This is a genomic window from Hwangdonia seohaensis (assembly GCF_031932625.1).
GTDB classification, from domain to species: Bacteria; Bacteroidota; Bacteroidia; order Flavobacteriales; family Flavobacteriaceae; genus Hwangdonia; species Hwangdonia seohaensis.
Map to the genome: position 1 here is coordinate 403511 of NZ_JAVSCK010000002.1, position 12957 is coordinate 416467.

Annotated in this window: 14 protein-coding genes; 12 read left to right on the plus strand and 2 right to left on the minus strand. The window is 36.5% G+C overall.

Annotation, left to right across the window (positions count from 1 at the left end):
• Positions 1–61: 61 nt before the first annotated feature.
• The 9 genes from RNZ47_RS06995 (at position 62) to RNZ47_RS07035 (ending at position 6390) form a co-directional block, all read left to right on the plus strand.
• Entirely contained in the window at positions 62–571 is a 510-nt protein-coding gene (locus tag RNZ47_RS06995; RefSeq protein ID WP_311938156.1) for a DUF3124 domain-containing protein, read from the plus strand.
• Positions 572–757: 186 nt separating this feature from the next.
• Complete coding sequence (locus tag RNZ47_RS07000; RefSeq protein ID WP_311938158.1) at positions 758–1210, plus strand: cold-shock protein; 453 nt, start codon at positions 758–760, stop codon at positions 1208–1210.
• A 39-nt stretch (positions 1211–1249) separates the two neighbouring features.
• Positions 1250–2158 (plus strand): EamA family transporter, encoded by a 909-nt coding sequence (locus RNZ47_RS07005; RefSeq protein WP_311938159.1) that lies wholly within the window; start codon positions 1250–1252, stop codon positions 2156–2158.
• A 96-nt stretch (positions 2159–2254) separates the two neighbouring features.
• Entirely contained in the window at positions 2255–3304 is a 1050-nt protein-coding gene (locus tag RNZ47_RS07010; RefSeq protein WP_311938161.1) for a glycosyltransferase family 9 protein, read from the plus strand.
• A gap of 90 nt (positions 3305–3394) precedes the next feature.
• The gene (locus tag RNZ47_RS07015; protein WP_311938162.1) at positions 3395–3937 is read left to right on the plus strand and encodes a DUF4251 domain-containing protein; all 543 of its coding nucleotides are present in this window, start codon (positions 3395–3397) and stop codon (positions 3935–3937) included.
• A 231-nt stretch (positions 3938–4168) separates the two neighbouring features.
• Positions 4169–4795, plus strand: a complete 627-nt coding sequence (locus RNZ47_RS07020) for a dioxygenase family protein (RefSeq protein WP_311938163.1) — start codon at positions 4169–4171, stop codon at positions 4793–4795.
• 127 nt (positions 4796–4922) lie between these two features.
• Entirely contained in the window at positions 4923–5240 is a 318-nt protein-coding gene (locus tag RNZ47_RS07025; protein ID WP_311938164.1) for a GNAT family N-acetyltransferase, read from the plus strand.
• A gap of 58 nt (positions 5241–5298) precedes the next feature.
• On the plus strand, positions 5299–5883 hold the full coding sequence (locus RNZ47_RS07030) for a TMEM175 family protein (RefSeq protein ID WP_311938165.1): 585 nt from the start codon (positions 5299–5301) through the stop codon (positions 5881–5883).
• A 69-nt stretch (positions 5884–5952) separates the two neighbouring features.
• Complete coding sequence (locus RNZ47_RS07035) at positions 5953–6390, plus strand: hypothetical protein (RefSeq protein WP_311938166.1); 438 nt, start codon at positions 5953–5955, stop codon at positions 6388–6390.
• 66 nt (positions 6391–6456) lie between these two features.
• Here the strand turns inward: RNZ47_RS07035 and RNZ47_RS07040 are convergent, their stop codons facing one another.
• A complete protein-coding gene (locus RNZ47_RS07040) occupies positions 6457–7242 on the minus strand; it encodes a patatin-like phospholipase family protein (protein WP_311938168.1) in 786 nt (261 codons plus the stop codon).
• Positions 7243–7690: 448 nt separating this feature from the next.
• Here RNZ47_RS07040 and RNZ47_RS07045 point away from each other — a divergent pair, with 448 nt between their 5' ends.
• Entirely contained in the window at positions 7691–8887 is a 1197-nt protein-coding gene (locus tag RNZ47_RS07045; protein WP_311938170.1) for an acyl-CoA dehydrogenase family protein, read from the plus strand.
• A gap of 40 nt (positions 8888–8927) precedes the next feature.
• Here RNZ47_RS07045 and RNZ47_RS07050 read toward each other — a convergent pair whose 3' ends face one another.
• Entirely contained in the window at positions 8928–9668 is a 741-nt protein-coding gene (locus RNZ47_RS07050; RefSeq protein ID WP_311938172.1) for an arylesterase, read from the minus strand.
• A gap of 27 nt (positions 9669–9695) precedes the next feature.
• Here RNZ47_RS07050 and RNZ47_RS07055 point away from each other — a divergent pair, with 27 nt between their 5' ends.
• Both RNZ47_RS07055 and RNZ47_RS07060 read left to right on the plus strand, forming a co-directional pair.
• Positions 9696–10385: an ABC transporter ATP-binding protein gene (locus RNZ47_RS07055; RefSeq protein WP_311938174.1), complete on the plus strand. Its 690-nt coding sequence runs from the start codon at positions 9696–9698 to the stop codon at positions 10383–10385.
• Between the two features lie 47 nt (positions 10386–10432).
• Positions 10433–12928, plus strand: a complete 2496-nt coding sequence (locus RNZ47_RS07060) for an ABC transporter permease (RefSeq protein ID WP_311939054.1) — start codon at positions 10433–10435, stop codon at positions 12926–12928.
• The last annotated feature ends 29 nt before the right edge of the window (positions 12929–12957 follow it).

Below are 12957 nucleotides of genomic sequence, written 5' to 3' on the forward strand. Positions count from 1 at the left end.
AGTCATTCAATGGCCGATGCAACGCAATAAAACGGATTCGTATACTAAAATAGGGCACTAAATGAAATACAAGTATTTACCCATAATATTAATTATTATACTTTTTAGTTGTACTGAAAAGAAAGAAAACAGTTCATTAAACCCAGAAAACTGGTCGAAAAGAACGGTAAACCTCAAAGCTAGTGATTCGCTTGAATACGGGAAATCCTATCTCTCGATTTACTCGCAAATTTATAGTATGTCCGAGCATACAACGCACAACTTAACATCCATGGTGAGTATGCGAAACACCAGCGAATCGGACACCATTTACCTGTTAAGAGCCGAGTATTTTGACACGCACGGCAAGTCGGTTAGAAAATATTTTGATGCGCCCATATTTTTGGCGCCTATGGAAACAACAGAGATTATTATAGACGAAGTTGACGTTTCTGGAGGCACAGGCTCCAATTTTATTTTAGAATGGAAAATACCGCGAAATTGCCCGGAACCTTTGTTTGAAGGCATAATGACGTCCACTATGGGGCAACAAGGGTTATCGTTCACAACACATGCCAAACGAATAGAATAATATTGCGGAGTTTTTAACTTCTAATGCTTTTCGTTTTCCACAAACGCTATGGTGCATTTAATAGGGCATCGGTTTGCAAATACTTTTATGGCTGAATCAGTATTAATACCGTGATTATTATAGCATCATAAAAATAAGGCGTATATTTACACACTAATTTTTAAAATCTACAGGATAATATAAACTATGGCAAAATCGCAAGTTACATTCAACAAAATTGAAAAAGAAAAAAAACGCTTAAAGAAAAGAGAAGAAAAGCAAAAAAAGAAAGAAGCTCGTAGAGCCGAAGCTAAAGAAAACCCACAAGGTATTCAGTTTGCTTATGTTGATTTTAATGGTAATTTAACCGATACGCCACCAGATCCAGCCATGCGCGAAAAAGTAGAAGCAGAAAGCATTGAGTTGGGCATCCCTAAAAAAGAAGATAGAGTAGAAGAGGAGCCAACGGCCAAAGAAGGCAAGGTCTCGTTTTTTGATCATTCAAAAGGTTTTGGTTTTATTTTAGATAGTATCAATCAAGAAAAATATTTTGTTCATGTGAGCGGTTTAATTGATGAAATTGCCGAAAACGACAAAGTTACTTACGAACTTGAACGCGGACAAAAAGGCATGAACGCTGTTAGAGTAAAGAAAATCTAGTTTTCACTTCCTTTAAACATTTTAAACTCAAAATATGGTATGAGTTTACCCCGAAAAACTATTCTTATAATATTGGCATTTTTCGCCATATACGTTATTTGGGGTTCTACGTATTTGCTTAACAAAATTTCCGTTTCGCATTTACCGCCTTTTTTTCTGGCTGCAGTTAGGTTTTTAGTGGCAGGAGCCATTATTTTTCTAATCGCTAAATCGCTAAAAGTCAGTCTTAAAATTTCAAAAAAGCAATTGTTAAACGCTTCCATTGCCGGGTTCTTGTTTTTAACGTTGGGCAACGGACTTGCTGTTTTGGCATTAAAATATATGGATAGCGGCTTTGCTGCCTTAGAGATTTCAGCACAACCATTGGTAGTTCTTATTATGATGCGCCTGCTTTATGGCAAACGCATTGCGCTCATGTCTTACATAGGTGTCATATTGGGTTTTGTGGGCATCTTTCTTTTGGTCAGTCAGCAACAAATTATAAGTCAGGAAGGGCAGGTTTTAGGTATGGTTTTAATTTTTGCGTGTATGCTAAGTTGGGCTTATGCCAGTATTTTTGTTGGAAAAGCAGATTTACCAAAAAACTCCTTTGTAAATACGGGCTACCAAATGCTAACCGGTGGTTTGATGCTGGGTGTTATTAGCCTTATTTTAAACGAACCTTGGTCGTTGCCCCACCATTGGCAAAGCGATGTACAATGGGCTATGGTAGGGCTTATTCTATTTGGAAGCATCGTGGCGTTTACCGCTTTTAACTTTCTGTTAAAAGAAGTCTCACCCGAAAAAGTGGCAACATCAACTTATGTAAACCCCATAATTGCTTTAATATTGGGATGGTGGATTTTAAACGAACAGATTACAACGCAATCTATGGTTGCAGCCGTTGTTTTGTTAACCGGTGTGTATTTTATAAACACCAAACGCACCTTTAAACCACGGCGCATTTAAAAAGGCCGTTTGTTTTGCACATTATAAACTGATAGCCTTTTAAAGTTTTGCGAACTCTTAGCTTATTCGTAATTTTGCCAGCTATAAAATAAATAGATGAAAGTACCAAACAGAATAAATGTATTTCGCCGTAAGCTGATGCATTTTATTACCAAAAATATTGGTAGTTCTCAAACCGAGCCTAAATTTGATCCCAATACAAAGGTTGATATAAAAAAAATTTTAATCATTCGCCCCAACCACAGATTGGGCAATCAACTGCTTTTAACGCCCATTGTACAGGAAGTTATTGATACTTTCCCCAATTGCGACATCGATTTGTTTGTAAAAGGAGGTGTGGCATATCCGGTTTTCGAAAACTATAAAGAAATAAAAACCATTTTTCAGCTTCCCAAAAAACCTTTCAACCATTTGTTTAAGTATGTAAAATGCTGGGTTTTAATCAAAAGAAAACATTACGATTTGGTAATAAATGGCGACAAAAACTCATCTTCAGGACGCTTGCTTACGCAAATCTCAAATGCCGATTACAAGGTTTTTGGCGATGTGAATGAGGTCATTAAACAAAAGCATAGCGATTACGAGCATATTGCAAAATACCCCGTTTATAATTTAAGGCATTATTTAACCAAGTTGGGCTTTGATGAAAATAGGAGCGAGGTGCCCACTTTAAACATCAAGTTAAGCGACACCGAAATTGAAAACGGTAAAAAACTACTTGCGGATATTGTTAAAAACGACAAGCAAACCATCTGTATTTATACCAATGCCACGGGTAATAAATGTTATTCTGAGGATTGGTGGAACACGTTTTATTCGCGTTTGAAAACTGAATTTGAAACCGGTTTTAATATCATTGAAATGTTGCCGATTGAAAACATTTCGAAAATCAACTTTAAAGCCACACATTTTTACAGTAAGGATATTAGGGAAATGGGTGCCATAATAAACAACACCGCTATTTTTATTGCTGCGGATAACGGGGTGATGCATTTGGCGAGCGCATCGGAAACGCCCACAATAGGGTTCTTTTCGGTAACCAACGAAAATATTTATGCGCCTTACGGAAACAGAAGTTTGGCTTTAAATACCAATACAACAACAATGCAAGATTGGGTTGCCGAAATTAAAAAGGTTTTGAGCTAATTCGATACGGTTTTAAATTTTTAACAATCTGTTATTACAACAATTTAATGATATTTTGTAATTTAGAAACACACTTAAGATTGCTTAAAAATGAAACCTTTATCCATAATAACCCTAATTGTTGCCATTGCTTTTTTTTCGTGCAAATCGGCAAGCTCTAAAGTTACCGACGAGGAAATTAAAGCGCTTGAAACCTTAGTGGAAAACAAGAACTTTAGCATTGAATCCAATTGGGCTTTTCCACGAACTACGGCGGCTATGCAACGTGTGCTCAATTCTGGGATGTTGCCGGCAGGAAGCTCAACGGGTGCTATAAACCTTATCGGAAATTCAAATTTTTTAACTATTTCTGGCGATAGCATCACCTCGTATTTACCGTATTATGGCGAGCGTCATACCAATGTAGGTTATGGCGGAAGCGATGGTGCCATTCAATTAAAAGGGATTGTTGAAAACTATACGGTTACCCAAGGTAAACAGCATGATTATACCATTTCGTTTGATGCCAAAAGCAAATCTGAGCGCTTTAATATTAGCATTACGCTGTACCCTAGTTTAAAAAGCTATGTGAAGTTAATCGGTGCTTCACGAAGTTCCATTTCCTATTCTGGGCAAGTTAAACCTTCAGGTTAGATGAAATTTCAGGGTCTTTGCAACCCGAAATCCGTTGTGTATTATCAATACTAAAACACGTCAACAGCGTCCATACGAAGCGAAATTGAAGTGCTTCATATAGGTGTTTTGCTTTTTAAATAACAAAAATGTATTTCATCTATTCATCGTAAAATATCATAGTTCAATCGAATTTTTTATTTTTCAAGGTGATAATTATTTAATTTCGAATAGATTATAAATAATTACTCCATGAAAACCCTCTCGAATGCACTATGCATATTGCTATTAATTAGCTTTTCAGTAACTGCAAATGCCCAGGAAACCGATAATACTTCAAACGATATTCCGCAGAATTACAAGAAGCGCAGTCCGATTTACGATTACGCCGAAAAACAATTAAACAGTGTGGATACCATTCCCGATTTTGTATCTCGCTCAAATAAATTAAAAATAACGGGCACCATTTATGAAAGTGATGGAAAAACACCGGCAAAAAATGTGTTATTGTTTATACATCAAGCCGATGAAGATGGTAATTTTGAACTGAAAAGACACAACAAAAAACGCTATGTAAAACACCGTGGATGGGTAAAAACCGATGCCAACGGACGCTATACCTTTTACACTTTTATACCCGGAAAATATATGTTTGGTAACGAGATTACACAAATTCTTCCGATAATAAAAGAGCCTAATAAACCCGAATATAAAATTGAATCGTTTGTGTTTGATAACGATCCGTTATTGACGGAATCCTGCCGTTTAAAAATTGAACAGACCAATCCCAATAGAATTCTTAAACTCGACTTGAAAGAAGGCTTATTTGTTGCTAACCGCGATATCATCCTTGGTAAGGAACTTGAAATTTATGAATAATCCAATCGCATAACCTGTTTGATAAATAATGCGTTTTAGTTTCGAATGGTTCTATACATTCATTCACATAAAATAATCATTTAAAATAGCTCAGTATACTGAGCTATTTTTTTTTATATTTATCGATATGAAAGACGAATATAGAAATATACCACTTGTAAAAAACGAAGCTGACAACCGTTTCGAAATGGAAGTCGATGGACACATCGCTGTAATAGAATATAAAGAAACGAGCAGTAAAATCGCATTGATACACACCGAGGTTCCCAAAGCTTTGGGCGGGCGTGGTGTTGCCTCTGCCATAGTTGAGAAAACCCTAAATTATATTAAAGAGCAAGGTAAATTGCTGTTGCCATTTTGTCCCTATGTATTTGCCTATATTAAAAAACACCCCGAATGGAAATCTTTAGTGAGCCCCAAGTTTAAAGATTATGATAAGCTGTAAAAAAAACTTATTCTTATTAAAAGGAAAATTAAAATACAATCTCAATTAAAAGCACAATATGAAAACAGGTAGGTTAGAAGCATTTAGCGATGGTGTATTGGCCATTGTTATTACCATTATGGTATTGGAAATGAAGGCCCCCGAAGACACCACATTTAAAGGTTTGCTTTCTGTGGCTCCCATATTTATAAGTTATTTGTTGAGCTTTATTTATCTGGGCGTGTATTGGAACAATCACCACCATTTAATGCAGGTAACCCAAAAGGTAAACGGAAAAATTCTTTGGGCTAATCTGCATTTATTGTTTTGGTTGTCGCTCATTCCGTTTACAACGAGCTGGATAGGCGAGCAAAGTCACCATACCGTTGCTTTACCGGTGGCCACTTATGGCTTTGTGCTACTCATGTGCGCTATTGCCTATTTTATTCTTGAGCGTGTATTGATTGCATACCACGACGAAAATTTTGCTTTAAACAAACTGTGTAAGAGCACGATTAAAGACTACATATCTGTGGGGATTTATATCATTTCAATTCCTTTGGCTTTTGTAAACACATGGCTATCTATAGCTTGTTATGTGTTGGTGGCGCTTATTTGGTTAATGCCCGATAAACAACTTGAAGACCTAATGGAGGACATGTAAGGAATAGCCTTAGCATAATAGTATTTTGACTTTAATCGCATAGTTGCACCTCATTTTGAAAAACCGCCAATGAAATTATCTGAAAACAATAAAAAATCACTTTTAGTTTCAATCCATCAACTGATTGAGGAAAACGCTAGCCATACTGTAAATCACCTTGAAAATAAAAGAACAAACCAACTAATAAATTATCCATCGAACGGAGGATTAACGGAATCGGAAAAATCCGAATTGGAAAAACTAGAAATCAATCCGACCTTAAAAAGTGCTTTGAGAAAAGTATTCGCAAGCAATACCGCTGACGTTTTTTTCGCTGTACTTAATATAATAGACGGAACATCAGACCCAACTGTTGAATTTGGAGAATGGGATGATGTTATGTTGGTTGATTATGATGAAGAAAATGAAATCGATTCAATGCTTCACGACGACTTTTACGGAACATATTGGGATTGGAAAGAAAAAAGACCAAATCCTGGTTGGAAATTAGACTTACTTGAAGAATAAAAAATGCTGTACGGTTATACGATTCCCTTATATGCGTAACGCCTCCAAGGGAAAACCATAATTCAATTACATTTTAATCTTAGTGTCCAGTAATTTTGATGCATAATCATAGCCTAACACATAAGCTTGTTCTATGCCTCGTTTATCCAATACGCCAATTTTATCAAGGCCTTTGGGGTTAAAAAGTAAATCGGGTATCAAAAGTTTTTCTTTAGCATTGGCGTGCAACATTAAAAGATTTGTGCGTTGTGTGATTTGATAATAGCTCTTGAGTTGTCCTTTGGTAACCTCCTTCATTGAGGTTGTATAAGAGCCAATAATTAAATCGCAGTCGCCCATTAATGGTTCTATAGGGAAATTATTCATAATACCGCCATCTGCATAAAGACTTCCTTTAATTAAAACCGGACTAAATACCGGTGGTAATGCTGCAGAGGCCAGTAACGGTTTAAATAAATCGCCCTTGCTAAAAAAATGAGGCTCCCCTTTTTCCATATTGGTAGCCACAATAGTTAATTTCCTGTGTAAATTTTCAAAACTGCTTGATGAAAAGAAATCTTGAAAAAAAGGTATGTACTTGTCAGTATCAAAAAGTCCAGGTTTGTTTATGGTTACAAAATTGTACTTTAACAAGGGCGTTTCCTTAAAAAACATAAGCATATCTTCTACAGATTTTTCATCGGCATATAAGGCTGCTATCAAAGCACCTGCGCTTACGCCAGATACGGACTCTGGGTAGATTCCCCGTTCCAAAAGGGCTCTTAAAACACCAATGTGAGCAATACCTTTAACACCACCCCCAGAGAGAACAAGCCCCGTACTTTTATTAAAAAAACCATCGCTTTTTATCATAAAAAATCAAATAAAAAGTTAAATTAACCCGTTGTGCATTTTGGCAAAGTTCTGTCAATTCGAGTGAATTTTACAACTGAATTGAGTAAAATTTAAATCGAGAATAATAATTTTTGTACCATAAATGGGTTTTCGATACAATTTTTCGTTCCTCAAAATCACTCGAACTGACATATTGAAATTATTTTCATTCAAAATGCACAACGGGTAAAATTAACACAATTAAATCTGTTTTCTAATTATTTAGAAAAATAGTAATTGAGATTATGTTTTTAAAAATGTCACGACATCGAAGTGTGTAATTCAACAATTCCCATTTATAAATTTGACCAGCCATTAAAATTATGATGATAGGAGTGTAGCCTAATGTGTTTGAAATGAGATTTATGGTTACCTTTATTATTTCAATGGGATATTATTAAGAATCAATAATTTAAAAGAACAGGCTATGTTACAAAATGTATTATTAGAACGCGAAATATATGCATCAGAAGAACATAAAATGATGCAAAAAATGATTCGGGATTTCATTAAAAATGAAATTCTTGATCATACCGAAGAGTGGGAAAAAAACGGAATGGTAAGCCGAAACATCTGGGAACGTGCGGGAGAATTAGGTTTGCTATGTATCGATATGCCTGAACAATACGGCGGTAGTGGATTGGATTTTAGCTTTAGTGCCTTATTTATTGAAGAATTGGCTAAAGAAGGCGTTAATGGACCTGGTTTTTCGTTGCATTCCGATATTATTGCACCATATCTATTAAAATACGGTACCGAAGCCCAAAAGCAAAAATACTTACCAAAAATGGCTACGGGCCAGCTCATTACAGCCCTTGGTATGACCGAGCCAAACTGTGGTAGCGACCTTCAAGCTATCAAAACAACCGCCGTGGATAAAGGCGACCATTATGTGGTTAACGGGCAAAAAACCTTCATTACAAATGGTTACATGAGCGATATGTCCATTGTAGCCGTAAAAACCCATCATGGCACAGAAAAAGAAGCTGTGTCTTTATTGATTATGGAAAGCGCATTTGAAGGTTTTGAAAAAGGCGTACCTTTCAAAAAAATAGGCATGAAAGCCCAGGATACCTGCGAATTGTTTTTTGATAACGTAAAAGTTCCAAAAGAAAATTTATTGGGCGAAGAAGGTTTGGGTTTTAAAATAATGATGACAGAATTAGCCAGAGAACGTTTAACAGTAGCACTTACCGCTATTGGTGGGGCAGAAGGTGCTATCGAAAAAACCATTGAATACACCTCCACAAGAACCGCTTTTAAACAACCCATTGCCAATTTTCAAAACACCCAGTTTAAATTGGCCGAATGTGCCGCACAACTGCAAGTCCATCAAGCTTTTTTAGACCGCTGTACGCGATTGTTATCAAACCATAAGCTCACGGCCGAAAGCGCCTCAATAGCAAAGTATTCGGCAACCGAAATGCACGGTAAAGTCGTTGATGAATGTCTGCAATTATTTGGGGGTTATGGTTATATGTGGGATTACCCAATTGCCCGCATGTATGCCGATAATAGAGTGGCCAGAATTTATGCCGGAACCAACGAAATTATGAAAGTACTGATTGCTCGTGGTTTGTTTAAGAAATTGTTTCAGGAGATGAAGGCTAAAAGGAATACATGATTTAATTCTTTTTTAAAGCCAAAACAAAACCAAAAAGCTATTAAAGCAAAGGCTTTAAAACTTCCCAAACGTTATTGGCTACTATTTTATGACCTTCCTCGTTTGGATGAATACCATCCCGTTGATTTAATGACGCAACACCACCCACATTTTCTAAAATAAAAGGAATAAATTCTAAATTATTTAGAACTGCAACATCTTTAAAAAGAGCTTTAAATTTTGTGGTGTAATCTTGTCCCATATTGGGTGGTAATTGCATCCCAGCAAGAATTATAGTTGTTTCTGGACTTTTTTCTTTAACTGTATTTATAATGGCTTGTAAATTAGATTGTGTTTCGGTTATGGGCACTCCACGCAAACCATCGTTGGCACCAAGTTCTAATAAAAAGATGGTAGGCTTTTGTTTAATAACCCATCCAATTCTGCTTTTACCACCTGCTGTGGTTTCACCACTCACGCCAGAATTTATCACGGTATAATTCAAATTTAATGAATCAATACGTTGTTGTAAAACGCCAGTATAAGCATCGTTGGTGTCCTCTAAACCATAACCGGCAGTAATACTATCACCAAAGCATAAAATAGTTTTATTTGCCTGGTTTTTTACCAGTGTGTCTTTGGGTTGCGTTATAGTTTGTTGTGCTTCATTACTGTTTTTTGTGTTGGTGTCGCCACAGGACACTATAAGTAGTACTAAAATAAAATAACAAAACTTTAAGAGTTTAGCGGCTTTTCTAGTTGGTACAGTGAAATGCAATCGATAATTTTGAACTTTGGACATAAGTCTATCTTTTAAATTTAAATTCACATGTCAAAGATATTAAAGATTACTGGGTTAGAGAAAACTTACACCAGTGGTAACAAACAATTAACGGTTTTGCACGATATCTCTTTTGATGTCGAACAAGGACAAACGTTTTCAATTGTTGGACCATCAGGAAGTGGAAAGACAACCTTGCTCGGACTTTGTGCAGGATTAGACCAATCAAATGCTGGTACAGTAGAATTATGCGGACAAGATTTAAGCCTTTTAAACGAAGACCAACGGGCACAGTTACGAAATAAGGAAGTGGGATTTATTTTCCAAAACTTTCAATTGTTACCCACACTTACAGCACTTGAAAATGTGAGTGTGCCTTTAGAGTTACAAGGATCTAAGAATGCTACAGCTAAGAGTATGGAGCTCCTGGAAAAAGTGGTATTAGGAGATAGAGTGCATCATTATCCGTCGCAACTTTCGGGTGGCGAACAACAACGCGTAGCTTTAGCTCGTGCTTTTGCAAATGCGCCTTCTATTTTATTTGCAGATGAACCTACTGGAAATTTAGATGAAGAAACTGGCGAAAAAGTCATTCAGTTATTGTTCGATTTAAACAAAGAAAACGGAACCACCTTAATTATTATTTCGCACGACATGGAATTAGCCAATAGAACACAACAAATTTTAAGGCTTAAAGGTGGAACAATAGTAAGCAACCAAACTACCAGCGTCCTGTGAAAAACAATAATTTAAATCAAAACTTACAAACCACTTGGCTTTTTAAAATGGCTTGGCGAGATGCCAAAGCTAGTAAAGTGCGCTTGTTGTTATTTATGGCATCCATTATTCTGGGTATTGCTGCTGTAGTATCTATTCAATTATTCAGCACCAATTTAAAAGAGAACATCCAGAGTCAGTCTAAAACCATGATGGGAGCCGACTACATCATCGACTCCAGACAAGAACCTACGGAATCTGCACAGGCGATTATCGATTCCTTAAACCCTGATGCTTTCGAAATCAGCTTTGTATCTATGGTGGCTTTTCCTAAAAATGGAGGCACTAAATTGGTGAAGGTTCGCGGTATGGAAGGCGACTTTCCTTTTTATGGTAAAGCACAAACGCTACCAGAAGCTGCTTCAAATAATTATCAAGCATCCGGAGGCGCTTTGGTGGATGCAGCTTTAATGCTTCAATTCAATGTAAAACCTGGGGATTCTATAAAAATTGGCGACATATCATTGCCCATTTCCGGCGCATTGAAATCTATTCCGGGAAGCTCTTCTTTTTCGAGTGCGATGGCACCACCTGTTGTTATCCCTTATCGGTTTGTTGAAGCTACAAACCTCATACAATTTGGAAGTCGTAAAGAATACCAATATTTCTATAAAGCTTCTGATACTTTAAATTTAAATCCGTTTAAAAACAAATTAGAACCACTTTTGGAATTTGAAAATGCGGACATTAAAACACATAAAGATGCAACAAGACGCTTAGGAAGACGCTATGAAAATGTTGGTAAATTCTTGAATTTAGCCGCTTTTATCGCCTTACTTTTAGGTTGCATAGGTATTGCCAGTTCTGTAAGTATTTATATTAAAGAGAAATTAAAAGCCATTGCCGTTTTAAAATGTTTGGGTGCTTCTCGGCTTCAAAGTTTTATTATTTTTCTGATTCAAATTGCGGCCATTGGTATTATTGGTGGTTTAATAGGTTCTATTATTGGCATTGGGCTTCAAACCCTATTTCCATATTTGCTAAAAGATTTTTTACCGTTTGCACTAGACATTTCTATTTCTGCCCAACCGCTATTTATAGGTGTATTTTTAGGACTGTTTATGTCTGTTTTATTCGCACTTTTACCATTGCTGCGTACGTGGTATGTGTCGCCATTAGAGGTATTGCGTGTTGATGAAAATGCCGTACAAGAGCCATTAAAAATACGTCTTTTGGTATTTGGCGCTATTTTGGTATTCTTGTTTTTATTCGCCTTTTGGCTGATTCAAAATCTGTTATACGCTTTCGTATTTGTTGTGGCTTCAGTCATTACATTTATCCTTTTAGCAGGAGTTGCTTTAGGCTATATTAAGATGATCAAACGGTTTTTTCCAAAGCATTGGAATTTTACCGCACGCCAAAGTTTGCTTAATTTATTCAGACCAAACAATCAAACGGTGGTTTTGGTCGTTGCTATTGGTTTAGGCACATTTTTAATTAGCACCTTATATTTTACAAAAGATATTTTATTATCAAAAGTCGAACTAGGGCAGACCACACAACATGCAAATATGATTATTTTGGATGTTCAACCCGAACAACGCAGTAATGTGGTACAAAGCATAACGGCAAAAGGCTTACCCTTACTTAATAATATGTCGTTGGTTACCATGCGGATGCATAGTATTAAGGGCCGATTGGTAAATGATATTCGTCAAGATAGTGCACCTCAAACAAGACGTTGGGTATTAAACCATGAATTTAGAACCACGTATCGGGATACCCTTACGGCCTCAGAAGCCATCATAAAAGGAACTTGGACGCCTCAATTAAATGCCAATGAACCCGTAGTGATTTCCATTTCCGATAATTTAGCAGCCGATGCCAACATTACCGTTGGAGATGCCGTTGTTTTTAATATCCAAGGTGTTTTAATAGAAACGACAGTGGGTAGTATCCGTGCCGTTGATTGGGCGCAAATGCAACTCAATTTTTCCATTGTTTTCCCTAAAGGTGTTTTAGAAGAAGCGCCACAATTTAATGTGTTAACAACTTCAGTTCCAAACGAGAGGGTTTCCGCAGACTTACAGCGCACTTTGGTTAGTAAATTCCCCAATGTGTCTATTATAGATTTAAGACAGGTTTTTAACTTTGTGGAAGATATATTAAATAAAGTGTCGTGGGTTATTAATTTTATGGCATTTTTTAGCATCCTTACGGGAATTATTGTTTTAATAGGCTCGGTAAGAACCAGCAAATACCAACGTATAAAAGAAAGTGTATTACTGAGAACCCTTGGTGCCAAAAACAAACAGATTTTACAAATTTCAGCTTTTGAATATGTGTTTTTAGGACTTTTAGGTAGCTTGGTCGGCATTTTATTGGCATTGGTAGGCAGTTTATGTTTAGCGGTTTTTATATTTGAAGAACCCTTTTTACCTTCCGTGATTCCATTTGTGGTTTTTTTACCAGGCATTACCTTGTTGGTTTTGGGCATTGGATTAAGCAATATCCAAACAGTTTTAAGGAGTTCGCCTTTAGAGGTTTTGCGTAGGGAAGGTTAAGCTTAAAATAAGATATGTAGAAATTACGC